Source organism: Paenibacillus sp. LS1, from assembly GCF_026013365.1.
In the GTDB taxonomy this organism is placed as follows: Bacteria; Bacillota; Bacilli; order Paenibacillales; family Paenibacillaceae; genus Paenibacillus.
The window spans coordinates 1,076,066-1,093,053 of sequence record NZ_JAPDOE010000001.1 but is presented as its reverse complement, the minus strand read 5'-3'; the positions used below and the strand labels follow the sequence as shown (position 1 = coordinate 1,093,053).

Annotated in this window: 16 protein-coding genes; all 16 read left to right on the top strand. The window is 47.1% G+C overall.

Annotated features, from left to right (window positions below; genetic code table 11):
- Positions 1-33: 33 nt before the first annotated feature.
- On the top strand, positions 34-837 hold the full coding sequence (gene dapB / locus OM416_RS04585; protein ID WP_264927428.1) for a 4-hydroxy-tetrahydrodipicolinate reductase: 804 nt from the start codon (positions 34-36) through the stop codon (positions 835-837).
- An 11-nt stretch (positions 838-848) separates the two neighbouring features.
- Positions 849-1,289 carry a methylglyoxal synthase gene (mgsA, locus tag OM416_RS04580; RefSeq protein WP_017687735.1) on the top strand — a complete coding sequence of 147 codons (441 nt, stop codon included), beginning with the start codon at positions 849-851 and terminating at the stop codon, positions 1,287-1,289.
- On the top strand, positions 1,286-1,984 hold the full coding sequence (bshB1, locus tag OM416_RS04575) for a bacillithiol biosynthesis deacetylase BshB1 (RefSeq protein ID WP_237174719.1): 699 nt from the start codon (positions 1,286-1,288) through the stop codon (positions 1,982-1,984). Before mgsA ends, bshB1 begins: the two co-directional genes overlap by 4 nt.
- 99 nt (positions 1,985-2,083) lie before the next feature.
- The gene (gene bshA / locus OM416_RS04570) at positions 2,084-3,244 is read left to right on the top strand and encodes an N-acetyl-alpha-D-glucosaminyl L-malate synthase BshA (protein WP_264927423.1); all 1,161 of its coding nucleotides are present in this window, start codon (positions 2,084-2,086) and stop codon (positions 3,242-3,244) included.
- A 63-nt stretch (positions 3,245-3,307) separates the two neighbouring features.
- The gene (locus tag OM416_RS04565; RefSeq protein ID WP_264927421.1) at positions 3,308-4,606 is read left to right on the top strand and encodes a CCA tRNA nucleotidyltransferase; all 1,299 of its coding nucleotides are present in this window, start codon (positions 3,308-3,310) and stop codon (positions 4,604-4,606) included.
- Positions 4,593-5,570: a biotin--[acetyl-CoA-carboxylase] ligase gene (locus OM416_RS04560; RefSeq protein ID WP_264927420.1), complete on the top strand. Its 978-nt coding sequence runs from the start codon at positions 4,593-4,595 to the stop codon at positions 5,568-5,570. Before OM416_RS04565 ends, OM416_RS04560 begins: the two co-directional genes overlap by 14 nt.
- A gap of 345 nt (positions 5,571-5,915) precedes the next feature.
- Complete coding sequence (gene panB / locus OM416_RS04555) at positions 5,916-6,794, top strand: 3-methyl-2-oxobutanoate hydroxymethyltransferase (protein ID WP_264927418.1); 879 nt, start codon at positions 5,916-5,918, stop codon at positions 6,792-6,794.
- On the top strand, positions 6,791-7,687 hold the full coding sequence (gene panC / locus OM416_RS04550) for a pantoate--beta-alanine ligase (RefSeq protein ID WP_264927416.1): 897 nt from the start codon (positions 6,791-6,793) through the stop codon (positions 7,685-7,687). The genes panB and panC overlap by 4 nt, the downstream gene beginning before the upstream one ends.
- Positions 7,680-8,063, top strand: a complete 384-nt coding sequence (panD, locus tag OM416_RS04545; protein WP_017687742.1) for an aspartate 1-decarboxylase — start codon at positions 7,680-7,682, stop codon at positions 8,061-8,063. Before panC ends, panD begins: the two co-directional genes overlap by 8 nt.
- A gap of 93 nt (positions 8,064-8,156) precedes the next feature.
- The gene (locus tag OM416_RS04540) at positions 8,157-8,804 is read left to right on the top strand and encodes a tetratricopeptide repeat protein (RefSeq protein ID WP_264927412.1); all 648 of its coding nucleotides are present in this window, start codon (positions 8,157-8,159) and stop codon (positions 8,802-8,804) included.
- Between the two features lie 142 nt (positions 8,805-8,946).
- Complete coding sequence (gene dinG, locus OM416_RS04535; RefSeq protein ID WP_264927410.1) at positions 8,947-11,808, top strand: ATP-dependent DNA helicase DinG; 2,862 nt, start codon at positions 8,947-8,949, stop codon at positions 11,806-11,808.
- A 217-nt stretch (positions 11,809-12,025) separates the two neighbouring features.
- The gene (locus OM416_RS04530; RefSeq protein WP_264927408.1) at positions 12,026-12,679 is read left to right on the top strand and encodes a redox-sensing transcriptional repressor Rex; all 654 of its coding nucleotides are present in this window, start codon (positions 12,026-12,028) and stop codon (positions 12,677-12,679) included.
- Complete coding sequence (locus OM416_RS04525) at positions 12,666-13,970, top strand: amidohydrolase (protein WP_264927406.1); 1,305 nt, start codon at positions 12,666-12,668, stop codon at positions 13,968-13,970. The genes OM416_RS04530 and OM416_RS04525 overlap by 14 nt, the downstream gene beginning before the upstream one ends.
- Positions 13,971-14,009: 39 nt before the next feature.
- On the top strand, positions 14,010-14,540 hold the full coding sequence (locus OM416_RS04520; protein ID WP_264927404.1) for a DUF5590 domain-containing protein: 531 nt from the start codon (positions 14,010-14,012) through the stop codon (positions 14,538-14,540).
- Positions 14,541-14,962: 422 nt separating this feature from the next.
- Positions 14,963-15,490, top strand: coding sequence for a hypothetical protein (locus OM416_RS04515; RefSeq protein WP_062835160.1), 528 nt, complete (start codon positions 14,963-14,965; stop codon positions 15,488-15,490).
- On the top strand, positions 15,483-16,985 hold the full coding sequence (locus OM416_RS04510; RefSeq protein WP_264927401.1) for an AAA family ATPase: 1,503 nt from the start codon (positions 15,483-15,485) through the stop codon (positions 16,983-16,985). Before OM416_RS04515 ends, OM416_RS04510 begins: the two co-directional genes overlap by 8 nt.
- Positions 16,986-16,988: the final 3 nt, after the last annotated feature.

The following is a 16,988-nucleotide window of genomic DNA, read 5'->3' as shown; positions in this document are numbered from 1 at the left end:
TATGATCCAACATAGCGAGGAGATGCAGTCAAGATGAGTGAAGTAATAAGAGTTGCCGTGATCGGAGCGGCTGGTCGAATGGGCCGTGAAGTCGTAAAATTGGTACTTCAGGACCCTGAACTGGAGCTTGCAGCTGCAGTTAACCGCTCCGGAGCGGGCACGGATGCCGGAACACTTGTTGGTTTGCCAGCGTGTGGAGTACTGGTAACTGATGATATTGAAATGGCTTTTGCCGAAACGAAACCGCAGGTTATGGTTGATTTTACAGTGCCACAATATGCGTTTGCACATACCGAGATCGCGATCCGTCATGGAGTCAGACCTGTCATGGGTGTTACTGGCTTCACGCCGGAGCAGATCGAACAGTTGGACAAGCAGTGCCAGGATAAAGGAATTGGAGGGCTTATTGCCCCTAACTTCTCGATCGGTGCCATTTTGATGATGCGATTCGCAGCACAGGCTGCCAAGCATATGCCGAATGTGGAGATCATCGAATATCACGGAGATCAGAAGCTGGACGCTCCTTCAGGAACAGCGATCAAAACAGCTGAACTGATTGCTGCCAATCGTGAAGAACTTCGTCAGGGTAATCCAAATGAGGAAGAAACGATTGAAGGATCACGCGGCGGTTATTACAATGGCTTCCGAATTCACAGTGTACGGTTGCCTGGCGTATTCGCGCAGCAGGAAGTTGTTTTCGGAGACTATGGACAGTCGCTCAAAATTCGGCATGACTCATACGAACGTGCAGGTTATATGCCTGGTGTTAAAATTGGTGTACAAAAAGTTATGGAATATACAGGGCTCATCTACGGATTTGATCACTTTATCGACTAAAGGAGATTGTCATGTTGAAAATAGCATTTATCGCCCATGATCGCAAAAAAGAAGAGATGGTTAACTTTGTAACGGCATATGAGCCTGTATTTACGGACCATCAATTGTACTCGACCGGAACAACAGGGCTACGTATTATGGAAGGAACTTCTCTGAAGATTCATCGATTCGAATCAGGCCCATTGGGTGGAGATCAGCAGATTGGAGCTTTGGTTGCGCAAAATGAGATGGATCTGATTATTTTTCTGCGCGATCCACTGATGGCACAACCTCACGAGCCGGATATTAATGCGTTGCTGCGTCTTTGTGATGTGCAGGGAATTCCACTTGCCACGAATATCGCAACGGCTGAGATTCTGGTTAAGGCTCTGGATCGTGGCGATTTTGCCTGGAGAGAGCTGGTACATAAATACAAACCGGAGGCTGGATTGAATTCGGGTGATTCCGAATGAGTCTGGATATTCTCATCTTTGGAGCACATGCGGACGACGCGGAGATTGGTATGGGTGGAACGATTGCCAAACATACCGCTGCCGGCTTAAAAGTAGGCGTGTGTGATCTGACTCGTGCTGAGATGTCTTCCAACGGAACAGTAGAGCGCAGAACCGAGGAAGCGGAGCAAGCCTCCCGCGTCCTCGGTCTTTCGTGTCGAACGAATCTGGGTCTTCCTGATCGCGGATTGTACCTTACTCCTGAACATGTACAAGCGGTAACAGCTGAAATACGGCGTCATGCTCCTCGTATGGTGTTTGCACCCTATTGGGAAGATCGACATCCGGATCATGTCAATTGCAGTAAGCTTGTGCAGGAGGCTGTATTTAACGCCAAACTTCGCAACTACATGCCGGACATGCCTGCCGTGCAGGTGAAGGAACTTTATTTTTACTTTATTAATGACATCGGTCCTACGGATTTGATTGTCGATATTACGGAACACTATGAGCAAAAAGAAACATCATTGCTCTCTTATCGTTCCCAATTCGAACTGGGAGACGGAGCGGTCTCGACGCCATTGAATCAAGGGTATATTGAACGTGTAAGAGCCCGTGATTCCTTGCTCGGACAGCGCAGTCTCATCCCGTTTGCAGAAGGTTTTGCTACAATTACACCTTACGTGGTTCATCAATTTGGCCCGGGTGCCCAATAAGCGATTTCACATTTTACGTCTAATGAAACGAAGGGTTTCATTATTCCATTGCATTATATCAACCTGCATGAAGCGGGAGATCAAAGGAGCGTCCACAGGATGGATAAAAAGCTAAAAATCGGCATCACCTGTTATCCGTCCCTCGGCGGGTCTGGCGTTGTCGCAACGGAACTGGGCAAATTACTTGCCGAACAGGGGCATCAGGTTCATTTTATTGCCAACAGTATCCCGTTCAGACTGGGTACGTTCCAGAAGAATATTTTTTATCACGAAGTGGAAGTAAATGATTATTATGTTTTCCGTTACCCACCGTATGACCTGTCACTGGCAACGAAGATGGCGCAGGTGGCTAAGTCACAGCAGCTGGATCTGCTGCATGTTCACTATGCCGTTCCACACGCAGTATGTGCATTTCTGGCGAAACAGATGGTCGGGGACGGCCTTAAAGTGGTTACCACGTTACATGGAACGGATATTACGGTTCTGGCTCAGGATGAATCTCTGAAGGATCTGATCCGTCTAGCCATTAATGAAAGTGACGCGGTTACTGCCGTATCACAAGATTTGATTCGGGAAACGGTCGAACTGCTGGATATTCAGCGCCCAATTGATTTGACCTATAATTTTATTGATAAACGAATATATTATCCGCGGGATGCTGCCAGTCTGCGAAGAGACTTTGCTACGCCCGACGAAAAAATATTAATGCACATTTCCAACTTCCGACCGGTGAAGAGAACTCAGGATGTGGTAGAGGTCTTCCGTCAGGTACAAGAGCAGGTTCCTGCCAAACTGCTATTTGTTGGTGAAGGACCTGATTTGCCGAAGATGCAATGGAAAATTAATGATCTCGGCTTGAATGATAAGGTTCATTTCCTTGGCAAACAGGATGACATTGCTCAGGTCATCTCCATGGCTGACGTATTGATGCTTCCATCGGAGAAGGAAAGTTTCGGACTTGTGGCGCTCGAAGCAATGGCTTGTGGTGTACCTACGATCGGTTCACAAGCCGGCGGAATTCCGGAACTGGTCTTGCATGGTAAAACAGGTTTCTTATCCGCAATCGGGGATACACAATCCATGGCCGAGAACACGATCCGTTTGTTGACGGACGATCGTTTGGCTGCAGAGTTCAGGGAAGCATGTCTCCAGCGCGCACATCATGACTTTTGCAATGATGCCATTCGGCATGAATATGAACAGATTTATTACCGGGTGCTGGGAAGAGAAGTTCCGAATCTGAAGCCGGTTTGCGGATAACCGTTTTGCTCGGCGAAATCATACTGTGCATACCACAACAGGCAAGAGAAGAGGTGATATGTGGTGGTTCAATGGACACAGGTAGATCGTGAAATGGCAATTCAAAGTGAGAATGTACTCACAAGATTAAATGAACATGGCTACAAGGCATATTGGGTGGGCGGTTGTGTCCGTGATGAATTGCTGGAACGAGTTGTAGACGATATGGATATCACGACATCTGCTTCTCCTCAGCAAGTGATGGAACTGTTCGACGACTGTATCCCTACAGGCTTGCAACACGGGACGGTTACCGTGCGTTCAGGTGGTTATTACTTTGAAGTTACCACGTTTCGAACAGAATCCGAGTATCAGGATAACCGCAGACCCGCTGCAGTTCAATTTGTCCAGGAGATTAAGGAAGATTTGCAGCGGCGTGACTTCACGATGAACGCTCTTGCCATGGACGTCTCTGGGACAATCGTTGATCCGTTCGGTGGACAGGCAGATATTAAGGAAGAGCGCGTCAGATGTGTGGGCTCTGCGATGGAACGATTTGGTGAAGATGCACTGCGGATGCTCCGTTGTGTTCGGTTTGCTTCGGTGTTTGATTTCAAAATCGCTCATAATACATGGAGGGGTCTTGTAAGTCAGAAAGACCTGCTTCAACATATAGCGATGGAACGGGTACGGACCGAGATGGTAAAAATGATGTCGGGACCGCATCCCTTAAGAGGTTTGGAGCTGTTATACAGAAGTAATGCGCTTGAGCATATCAAAGCGCCTGTTAGCTCGGATCGATTCAACAAGATGTTGTTATCCAATCTGGAACAAATGTCAGACGAGCATGTATTGCTTCGTTGGTCACTGCTCCTGATTGCTGGCGGTTATAGCAAGGATGAAGCAGATGTTCTATTACGTCAGTGGACATTCTCCAATGAACATCGTTCCCGCATAACAGGTGTCCTTCAGGTAGAGCAGTTGATTCATACTTCCGTTCAGGAGCAGAAGGATACACTAAGCCTGCGTTCCGATTGGATCGTTACAGTTCTGGCTTGTGGCGTTCAGGCTGCGGATGATTGGCTTCGGATACAGTCGCTGTTGCCAGCAGGCTGGCGGGATCAGCCTGACCAGGCAGAATTGCAGGTTGTTTTGGTGCAAGAACTTGCATCCGAATGGAGTCACTCAATCCCTGTGCATGACTTGAAAGAGCTCGATATCACAGGCGAACAAGTGTTGCAGATGGTGCAGCGCAAAGGCGGACCTTGGCTGGGTCAACTGATGAAACATTTGTTAAAAGAGACGGCAATTGGAACGATAGCGAATCAGTATGAAGCGCTAAGTGCAGAAGTGAAGCGGGTGGTTGCAAATGACCAAGCATGAGGATCTGTTACATATGTTATTGAATGCAGAAGGACGATTCGTATCGGGTGAAGAGATCAGCCGTAATCTGTCCATCAGTCGAACCGCTGTGTGGAAACATGTGAACAAATTGCGTGACATGGGTTATGAGTTTGAAGCTGTCTCTCGCAAAGGGTATCGTCTCGTAACGAAGCCGGACAACATTGACGCTACTGCCCTTCAATTGGCGTTGGACACAACCGTATTTGGCCGTAAGGCGATTCTATTGACCTCGACCTTGTCTACCCAAGGGGATGTTCTGAAGTTAGCTGAGCAGGGGCAGGCCGAAGGCGCTGTAGTCATTGCAGAAGAGCAAACGGGTGGAAGAGGACGCTTCGGTCGAAAGTGGTTCTCTCCTCCGGGTAAAGGAATCTGGATGAGTGTTCTGTTGCGCCCTGATTTAGCACTTCAGCGCACGCCTCAGCTAACTCTGTTAGCGGGTGTGGCTGTATGTCGTGCCGTTCGAGCTTGCACAGGAGCTGATGCAGGCATCAAATGGCCGAATGATCTGTTGATTGATGGACGCAAGGTGTGTGGCATATTGCTTGAATCCACGGTAGAAGATCATGAAGTCAGATACTGCATTGCGGGTATAGGTGTGGACGTGAACTTTGATTCCGAGGATTATCCGGAAGATCTGACTACAATCGCAACTTCGCTTAAGATGGAGACCGGTCAACCTGTTGATCGCACCAAGCTCACGGCTGCTATTTTGACGGAACTGGAACAATTGTATTTTTTGTATCAAAAAGAAGGATTCGGTGTCATCTCAGCCCTTTGGGAGGCCCTGTCCGTATCGATGAATCGCGAGATTACAGTAACGAATCCTCATGGTGTCATTGAAGGGAAGGCAATCGGTCTTGACCCTTCGGGAGCACTCGTCGTGGAGAAGCACGATGGAGAACATATGCTAGTCATCTCTGGTGAGATTTCCTGGAAATCGTAAACAATTTGTCGAATTTTCACTGGTAAAATGAACATAAGACGTGAAGTTTGAGCAGAACTTTGGTATACTGTGTTCGTGAGGCGATATCGGCTAATGCAGACCGAATTGCACTCCCGTAACAGTAGCCTTTGTTCTGCTTTGATTTGTTTCATATAAGCAGACCGCAGTGCAAGAATGAAATACGTTTAAGTGAGTTGTTGGATTCTGCTCTGAGCCGAAGAGGACCGAGACAGAAGGGACGATCGCAAGTGACTCTTTTTTGACTTTTCGGGACTTTTTAGTGGAAAACTAAAAGGTTTTTTTGTTGCGTTTTATTTGAAAAGAAGAAAGGAGCCATGACAGAAAATGGCGAACAAACAAGCGATGAATATTGTGAAAATGAAAAAATACAAGCAGGATGGTGTGCCGCTCAGTATGATCACGGCTTACGATTATCCAACAGCTCTCCTTGCAGAGGAAGCAGGTATCGATCTGATCCTTGTTGGCGATTCACTTGGCAATGTCGTGCTCGGTTATAACTCAACTCTTCCGGTGACCATCGACGACATGGTGTACCACACACGTTCCGTTGTGCGCGGGGCTGAGAAGACGTTTATTGTAGCTGACATGCCTTTTATGACGTATCATGGCAGCGTAGATGAGACGCTCAAGGGTGTACGTCGACTGATGCAAGAGGGGCAGGCCCATGCAGTTAAAATGGAAGGCGGAGTCGAAATAGCGGATACCGTTAGAGCAGTCGTGCAAGCAGGTGTGCCTGTTCTTGGACATATCGGACTGACACCTCAATCCGTTAATCAGATTGGTGGTTACCGCATTCAGGGCAAGGATGCAGCAGATGCTAAGCGTCTGATGGACGAAGCCAAAGCTTTGGAAGCTGCAGGCGCATTCGGAATTGTGCTTGAACTGGTTACGGAAGAAGTCGCGCGGGCGATTTCTGAGGAACTGACCATCCCTACCATCGGGATTGGAGCAGGACGAGGCTGTGACGGTCAGGTGCTGGTGTTCCATGATGTGGTTCAGTATGCCTCTCCGTATACGCCCAAACGTTTTGTCAAAACCTATGGAGATGTGGGTGCATTAATCAGAACCAGCATTGAAGCCTACGTGAAGGAAGTTAAAGATCGTTCTTTCCCGGCTCAAGAGCACGTGTTTAATGCTACGGATGCTGGTGTTCTGGATCAATTGTATGGACAACGCAAGGAAAAGGTGGGAAGTAACTCATGAAAGTATTACGGACAATCGCAGAGTTAAGACAGGAGCTAAGCTTGATGCGTCAAGCGATTCGGTCCAATGCGTCCGTTGTAGGTCTGGTACCTACAATGGGTTATCTTCATCAAGGTCATGCAAGCTTGATGCAAGCAGCCAAACAACAGAGCGATATCGTGGTATTAAGCATATTTGTTAATCCGATTCAATTTGGACCAAATGAAGATTTTGACAGCTATCCGCGAGATGAGGCCAGAGACGTTGAAACAGCACGCTCACAAGGGGTAGATATTGTATTTATTCCCTCTGTGGAAGAGATGTATCCACAGGCAACGCAAACGACAGTATCTGTCTCACAACTGACGGAGCGCTTATGTGGCGCTTCACGCCCGGGGCATTTTGACGGAGTAACGACTGTTGTCTCCAAACTCTTCAACATCGTACAGCCACAACGTGCATTTTTCGGGATGAAAGACGCTCAGCAGGTTGCGGTCATTCAACAGATGGTGAATGATTTGAATATGCCAGTAGAAATTGTACCCTGTCCGATTGTTCGGGAAGAGGATGGTCTTGCCCTCAGTTCACGTAATGTCTATCTTAGCGCAGAACAGCGTACACAGGCGTTGGTTCTGTCGAAGGCACTGCGCGCAGCTCAGGAAGCCGCAGATACAGGTGTAGTTACTACGGCCGCAGATATCCGTCGTATCTTGCGTGAGCATATTACAAGCTCACCGCTTGCCATTATCGACTACGCCGAGATTCAGGCTTTTCCTAGCCTTGAGCCGCTCGCAGATCAGGAAGAAGTTCAAGGACGTGACGATCTGCTTATCGCACTTGCGGTGAAATTCGGAAAAACAAGATTGATTGACAATATTAGGTTGCAAAAATCGGAGGTACTGTCCCATGTTTAGAACACTCATGAAATCCAAAATTCACCGGGCTACGGTAACGGAAGCCAACTTGAACTATGTGGGTAGCATTACCATAGATGAAGATCTAATGGAAACATCCGACTTGATGGAAAACGAGAAAGTGCAAATCGTGAACAACAACAATGGTGCACGTCTGGAAACTTATGTGATTCCAGGACCGCGCGGAAGCGGGGTCATCTGTCTAAACGGCGCAGCTGCACGTCTGGTCCAGCCTGGAGATAACGTCATTATCATTTCTTACGCCATGATGTCTCAAGAAGAGGCAAATACTCACAAACCAACGGTTGTATTTGTAGATGGACAGAATAAACCTGTACAAACGATGAAGCAGGAAGTGCACGCCACGATTATGTAATCGACTGGTAAGGAGAATGAAATCGGCCCTTGAAGCAAAAAATGAGTACAGGTCACTGCACTAATCCATTTTTTCAAGGGTGGGGATGCATCGATGTTCCAGCATGTTTTCGCAGAAATGAACGACATGTTAGATGAAATTATCAAGAGCTATCCTTCCGCTGAAGGCCTGAACAAACAGGAATTGCTGCAAAAGTGGAACTTGCTTAAGCGGATGAGTGACGGAATGCTGGATGAATGGCTGATGTTTGAAGAAAAGATGAGCCAAGTGCGGGAGCGTGAGATGGATAAGCCCGCTTCCCTTGAACCGGAACAGGAAGCTGTCACCGCTCTGCCTGAACTCCATCTGGAATATTTCAGTCGGGGTCAGGGCTATTTCAAATTACAGATGTATCCGCAGGCGATCATGCAGTTCTCCCAGGTTGTGACCGACCATCCGGAGAGTGCATTGACTCGTTTTTACCTGGCGCTCGCGTATCTGAATCTGGAACAAATGGCGGAAGCCGGGACACATTTGCAGCAGATCATGTACCTTAAAGGTTCGCCTCGCTTAAAAGGGCTTGTATGTAACGCTCTGGGCTGTATTCAAGCCAAGCTTGCGAATCCGGAAGCTGCATGTTCACTCTTTGCACAGGCCCTTCAGTATGACCCGACATTGACCGAACCACTGTACAACATGGAAGCATGCAGGTTGAACAGGGGAAAATTGCAATATGCAAATCAGCTGACGACCCTTCATTAAGCGGGAAATCGGCGACAAAAAAACGGTGTTCCCTCCTTTGGCATAGCGGTGGGAACACCGCTTTTTTGTCAGTTAATTTTCAAATCCCCTTTTTTTTGCTATGCTGTAACATAGACTGGAATGGAAGGGACCGTACATTGCAATGAAATTTGCCGTATTGGATTTCGAAACAACCGGCACGCAGTCCGACGGTGAGATTATACAGGCCGGACTTGCCATCATAGATCATGACTTCAGCATAACTCAAATATATAGTTCTTATGTGAACCCTGGTGTACCGATTCCCCCGTTTATTTCGGGGTTAACGGGTATTACCGATGCCGATGTGGCGGACGCTCCTTCACTCGAAGAGATGATGATGGAGATGGTTCCGCTGCTTAACGATGTGGTTCTTGTTGGACACAACGTTGCTTTTGATTTTCACTTTTTGCAGAATGCTCTGGACCGTTGCGGTTATTTGCCGTTCACTGGCCGTATTCTGGATACGATTGATTTTCTGAAGATTACGTTCCCATCACTTGGTTCTTATCAACTTGGTTATGTGTCTTCAGAATTTGGTTTTCAGCATGATCGCCCTCATCAGGCTGACAGTGATGCACTGGCGACAGCCTATGTGCTTCTCAAATGTCTGGATGAGTTAAAGGAATTACCACTCATAACGATTCAGCGGCTCAGTGACCTGTTTGCACCAGAAGACAGTGACTTGGGTTGGTTCTTGGACGGGATGCGCAGTGAGAAGGAAGCAGAGCCGATTCAGGACCTAGACGGACATACCTATTATCGTCAGCTTGCTCTTAATGTAAGTGATTGGACGGATATTGGTGCACCACGTGATGAGCGGGAGGGTAACCCTCTCGATGGTGTAAGCTTCGAACAGTTTATGGACCAAGTTCGGGAGAACCTGAAGGAAACGCTGGATCATTATGAAGAGCGCGAAGCGCAGACTCAGATGTTCAGCAGTGTAAGGCAAGCTTTGGACGAAGAGAAACACCTCTTGATCGAAGCTGGAACGGGTACCGGTAAATCTCTGGGGTATCTGTTGCCTGCTATTTACGAAAGTGTGAAGCAAGAACAGAAAGTCATGGTCAGCACGCATACGATCAATCTGCAGGAGCAACTGAGAGAGCGGGACATTCCGATGCTGACCCAAGTGGTTCCGTTTCCGTTTAAGGCTGCTGTATTCAAAGGACGTGGACATTACCTGTGCCTGCGCAAATTTGAACACAAAATCAATAAACGTGAATTCGCCACACCAAAAGAGGATTATTTCACAGCCGCTCAGATGATCGTGTGGCTTACACAGACCGAAACTGGAGATGATGAGGAGCTTAACCTTAGCGGACGCGGTGGGGACTTCTGGGAGACCGTGCAGAGCGAATCCGAGTCCTGTCTGGGAAGATCCTGTCCATGGTTCCGCAAATGTTTCTATCATCGCGCCAAACATGAGGCCGGGTTGTCAGATATTGTAATCACCAATCACTCCAAATTATTTACGGATGTCAAAGCAGCACATCAGCTGCTGCCAGCTTATGAGAGTCTTGTGATCGATGAGGCCCATCATCTGGAGGATGTAGCTGGTAAACATCTTGGAATGCATATGAAATATTTCACGTTGGTTCATACACTGACCCGTCTGTTTAAAGACAGTCGTAATGGTCAGCTGCCTATGCTTCGTTCGCAGTTATCCGGACATGAAAATTCGGTGCAATGGGGCTCCATGGTGGATCAGATGTTTCCGCTCGCTCTTGAGGTCAAAGAGTTATGGGATCGTATGAGCGATGCTCTGTTCGGGCTGTTGCCTGAACGAAGTGATGCTTCACCGGGAGAGACAGGTCAATTTTCCCTGCGTCTGAAGGCATCTCAGAAACCTGCGAAATGGCAAGAGTTGCAGGATCTGGAGAACCAGATCTATGTGACACTGGGTGATTTGGTTCGCAAAGGGGACAAATTGCTGCTTGAGGTGAAGGAAGATCAGGATGATTATCAATCGGATAGCCTGATCACGGACATCACAGGATTGCTGAAAGATCTGACTACGTTGAAGGAGAATCTACGGTTCTTCATGCGTATGGATGATGCCAAAACGGTGTACTGGATGGAAGCCAGCGGCCAGTTCCGCAGCAAATCGCTTCAGCTGTATGCTGTACCTGTAGATGTCAGTGCACAACTCAAGGATTTGTTTTTTGACAAAAAGAAAAGCGTTGTGCTTACATCGGCTACGCTCTCTGTCGATAAGTCTTTCCAGTTCATGATTGAGCAGCTTGGTTTGCAGGAAGCCGCCGATAATAATCGTCTGTTAACGTCGATGCTGCCATCACCTTTCAACTATCGTGATCAGGCACTTCTGGTGATTCCACGTGATTTCCCGAGTGTGAAGGGCAGTGTGGGTGATGCGCACTTTGTCAATATGCTGGTGCAATCCCTTGCAGAGACCGCAATTGCCACGCGTGGACGCATGATGGTTCTGTTTACTTCATACAAGATGCTGCGACAGGTCTATGATCCGCTGAAAGAAGCTCTGTCTGGTAATGACATCTCGTTATTGGGGCAAGGTGTGGACAGTGGAAGTCGCTCCAAGTTGACTCGCAGGTTCCAGGACGCCAAAGCTACGGTACTTTTGGGCACAAGCAGCTTCTGGGAGGGGGTAGATATCCCGGGTGATGCGCTGACGTGTCTGGCTATTGTAAGATTGCCGTTCCAGCCACCGAATCATCCGTTGGTGGAAGCCAAGAGTGAGTTGCTCCAGGAGCAAAAGAAAAATCCGTTCATGAAACTGTCCGTGCCACAAGCGGTCATTCGTTTCAAGCAGGGATTTGGCCGATTGGTGCGTACCGCGAAGGACAGAGGAATTGTGATTGTCTATGATACACGCGTGATTGAAGCGTACTATGGTAAATTCTTTTTATATTCATTACCTGGTCCCAAAATGGAGCATATGCTCACGGAGCAGATGGTTCCACGAATTACCGAGTGGTTAGAAAAACCTGCTAATGAACAAGAATAATGTTTGTTTTGATCGTTATATCATTGCATGACACTATCGTTTGACGTTAAACTTTATGAGATATTTCCATATCCGATTAAGCAGTTGCACGTAAGAACTTATAACCTAAATTACAAGGAGCATTCTGTATAAAATGTCACGTCTATCATTGAATTTATACAGAGTGCTCATCTTTTCATCTATTATTTTATCGTGGCTTTGGTAAGGGGGAGCAAGAATGAAATCGGATAAAATTTCGGAAGCGGTGGTACGACGTCTGCCTGTATACTTGCGTTATTTGAGCGAGTTGCATCAGCGTGAGGTGGCTACTGTTTCTTCTCAAGAGCTTGGACAGAGGCTGGATCTGAATCCGGCCCAAATTCGTAAAGACCTGGCTTACTTCGGTGATTTTGGTCGTAAAGGGATCGGGTATGATGTATCCTACTTGATTGAGAAAATTCGTCACATCCTCAAAATCGATCAGCAAATTAATGTGGCTCTGGTAGGAGCGGGTAATCTCGGACAGGCATTATCCAACTACAACGCTTATCTGAAAGACAACATGAAGATTGTGGCTGTATTCGATGCATACGGACCGAAGATTGGCAGTCAAATCAACAGTTTGATAGTGAAACCAATGAACGAATTGACGGAAGCAGTGAAAACGGATAACATCCGCATCGGAATTATCACGGTTCCGGATACGGAAGCCCAAAATGTAGCCGATCAGCTTATTGAATCGGGAATTGAAGCGATCCTTAATTTTGCACCAACAATTCTAAAAACACCGCCACATATCCGCATTCACCATGCTGACTTTACGACGGATCTGCTTAGTTTGGCCTATTACTTGGAGACTGGAAAGGACGACGAAGAAGATGACAACAAATAGATGGGTAATTCACAACGGGAAATTTGCCGTTAATGAAGGCGCAACATGGAATGTAGTTCAAGGCTACATGGTTGTTGAGGATGACAAGATTGTGCATATTGGTGAGACATTGCCGGATGGAGACGAAAATTGTACCAAAGTGGATGGAAAAGGACTGTTCTTCCTGCCGGGTCTGATCAATACGCATGGTCATGCAGCGATGTCGCTGCTCAGAGGACATGGAGACGATCTTGCGCTGCAAGTATGGTTACAGGAAAAAATGTGGCCGATGGAAGCGAAAATGACTTCAGAAGATGTATACTGGGGAACTTCACTCTCGGTGCTTGAAATGTTGAAAGGCGGAACTACTGCTTTCCTGGACATGTATGATCACATGGATCAGGTTGCCAAAGTGGTGGAACAATCCGGCGTTAGAGCAGCACTGGCACGTGGTGTCATTGGTCTGTGCTCGGAAGAAGAACAATTGCGGAAGCTGGAGGAGTCGGCTGCGTTTGCGCGTGAGTGGAATGGACAGGCCGATGGTCGCATTACAACCGTAATCTCACCACACGCACCATATACATGCCCTCCAGACTACATAGAGAAGCTTGTACAGGTCGCGAACGACTTAAACCTTCCCCTTCATACACATATGTCGGAAACGCTTCGTGAAGTCGAGCAGAACGTGGCTGATTATGGACTGCGTCCTGTGGCACATCTGGAGAAACTGGGCTTTTTCTCCCGCCCATCTCTGGTTGCACATGCGGTGCATCTGAATGACGAAGAGATTGAGATTCTAGCCCGTCATGATGTGGCTGTATCCCATAACCCGGGAAGTAACCTGAAACTGGCTTCCGGTGTTGCGCGTGTACCTGCTTTGCTGAAAGCAGGAGTTACCGTGTCACTCGGAACAGACGGACCGGCAAGCAACAACAATTTGGATATGTTCGAGGAAATGAGACTGGCTGCATTGATCCACAAAGGCGTGTCCGGTGATCCGACGGCAGTCCCAGCAGGCGAAGCGTTATTACTTGGAACGTCATATGGCGCCAAATCCATTTTCTTGAACAATACGGGAGCACTTCAGGTAGGCATGAAGGCTGACTTTATCGCCCTGGACATTGAACAGGCACATTTCTATCCGCATACAGACCTGATCTCACATACGATCTACTCGGCTTCTGCCAAAGATGTGGAGCATGTATGGGTGGACGGAAAACAAGTGGTGAAACATGGCGAATGTCTGACGCTGGATGAAGAGCGTATTTTGCGTGAGTCTCAATTGGCATTTGATGGTTTGCTTGCTCGTTAATTGCAGGACAGAGCATCATAGGGAAAGGAAGTTCGGCTTTTGAAGAAAAAAAAGAAGTGGATATGGATTTCACTCCTTGCACTGGTTCTGATTCTGTTTGGACTTCAGCGTTATTACGTCTATGTCACGCAGGACCAGCGCAAGGAAGAGGCGCTCGCCATACAGGCAGCACAGGAGCAGCTTGGCATTACATCCTATGATGAATTGCGTAAGTACATCTGGGGAGATAAAGAAGGCTCTGATAACATTTATTGGACACTGATCGGCAAAAACAAGGATAACCAGGATGTAATGGTCTGGGTTAAATTCGACGCAAACAATCAACCTGCTACGGGGGCAAACGCTATACACAGCGAGTTGCTGCAGAGTGGCATGTCCGAAACACAAATACGCAATCGCTTCAGTTCTGAAGTTCCTGCTGGCGAGATCAAGCGAATCATGCCCGGAGTTGTGAATGGGATATATGTGTGGCAAGTGTATTATAAGGACGGCACGCATAACCACTATCGCTTTTATCGTTTCAGCAACGGAGAACAGGTGGACCTAGTCTACACACTCCCGAATAGCTAGAACACACAGAGTGATTAGCTAATGAATCAATGATTAGAAAGAACCGGCAGACGGATATCCGACTGAACCGGTTCTTTGTGTTGTCTGTAAACATATTTGATTTAAATAAATCAATTTTATAATACCTTTAGCTTCTTCAATCAAGGGTAGATATAGATCAAAACGATTCAATTTGTCTATATCTAGTTACAAAAATCTATTTTTAGTGAGTTATGAAAATGATTTAAATAGTTAAAATTAATAATTTATTCATATTTTCGCCTTCGAAATTGTATATACGATGTGATATACTCAGATATGTACTCAAAGTTACATTGTAAACAAATAATCCTGACGAAATTCTCGCAGGAGTCTATGTGCACATATTCGTATCATACCAATAAGCCAGTAGGTTAGGCCAATATCTGGGAGGGGTAATTCACTTGAAGCTAAAAGTATTGCCTATTGCTTTAACTGCCGTCATTTCAGCCGTTGTGTTGTTTGGAGGTTGGTTTGTGTATCGTCAGGTGGCTATGCAGAATCCAATTGAAAAGATGGTTACCCAGTACGATGGAGTCAATGATGTTCAATTAACTATTAACCGCAATGACGTACAATTGAAACTGGATCTGCAACCCGATGTTGATCTGGGCAGACTGGTACAATATATTCACAAAGAAGGACAGACCCTGATTGGAACACGTTCACTTAAATTGGATGTCGTGGATCATTCCAGTGAAGCACTGGAGAGTTGGTGGGGGGATGCGATGTTTACCGTAGCTCAGGCGATGGAGAACAAACAGTACACCGAGATTACACCGACGCTGTCCAAGATGGCGACCAATGGAATTAAGGTAAATACAGCGATGGATGACAACAATGTCTATGTCAGTCTCAGAGACGGAGATGCCAGCAAGTTTATTATTCTGCCGCGTGTGCCCGGTCAGATAGGAGTGTGGCCTAATGCCTAAGTGGACAAAAGAAGTTGCCATCGGATTTTTTCCCGTATTGATTATTTTCCTTGCTTTTACTGGTGTTAATATTGTTCCAATTCTGATTGCAGCCGTGCTTGTCGGAGCTTTGTTGTTCATGATGCAAATGCGCGGAGGGATAACCGTAGGCGCTGCGCAGGAACGTAAACGAAAGAAAAAAGGACCTTCAAAACTTACATTTGAAGAAATTGGAGGACAGGACAGTGCCAAGCAGGAATTGCGTGAAGCACTCGACTTTCTCATCAAACATGAAGAAATTCGTAAGTTCGGGATTCGTCCGTTAAAAGGCATCTTGCTGACGGGCCCTCCAGGGACCGGGAAAACGTTGATGGCTAAGGCTGCTGCCCATTACACGGATTCTGTTTTCGTAGCAGCATCGGGTAGTGAGTTCGTGGAAATGTATGTTGGTGTGGGTGCCAGCAGAATTCGGGATTTGTTCAAGGACGCGAGAACTCGTGCCACTAAGGAAAATAAGGAAAATGCCATTATATTTATCGATGAGATCGATGTCATCGGGGGGAAACGTGAAGGCGGTCAACAGCGCGAGTATGATCAGACCCTGAATCAGCTCTTGACGGAAATGGACGGAATCTATTCTTCCGATACGCCAAGAATCTTGGTTATCGCTGCAACGAACCGCAAAGAAATGCTGGATAGCGCTCTGACGCGTCCAGGACGCTTTGACCGTCATATTCAGGTAGACTTGCCAGATAAGAAAGGCAGAAAACACATACTGGAGCTGCATGCAGTCAATAAACCTCTTTTGGAAGGGGTCAGCCTTGAGAAGACAGCAGAAGAATCGTATGGTTTCTCTGGTGCACAGCTCGAAAGTGTAATGAACGAAGCAGCAATATACGCCATGCGGGACGGGCTCTTAAACATTGAACAGCGGCACTTGTCCCTGGCTATTGATAAAGTCATGATGGGTGAGAAGACAGACCGTGAATCCAGTGTAGAAGAGAAGAAAAGGGTTGCCATCCACGAGTTGGGACATGCTATTATGGCTGAACTCGTTCGTCCAGGCAGTGTAAGCCAGGTTGCACTTAGTCCGCGTGGGCAGGCACTGGGATATGTACGTCATAACCCGCAACAGGAACAGTTCCTCTATACGAAGCGTTTTCTGGAGGAACAGATCATGATTGCACTCGGAGGGGCAGCTGCGGAGGAAATGTACTACGGTGGACGTTCCACTGGGTCACGTAATGACTTTGATCAGGCGACTAATGTGGTGCAGACGATGATGGCTTCCGGGTTGACTTCACTTGGTATTGTGAACATGGATATGGTCACAACCGAGGAGCTCATGCGGGAGAATAAATTGATTTTGCAAGAACTTATGGAGCAGACGAAACGGTTGCTTGAAGAACAGCGGACAATTTTCGACAATTCCCTGGACATCCTGATTCGTGAGGAAGTATTGTCTGGCGAGCAATTTCGTTGTCAATTTCGTGACAGTGCCCTTTTACCAGCATAATTT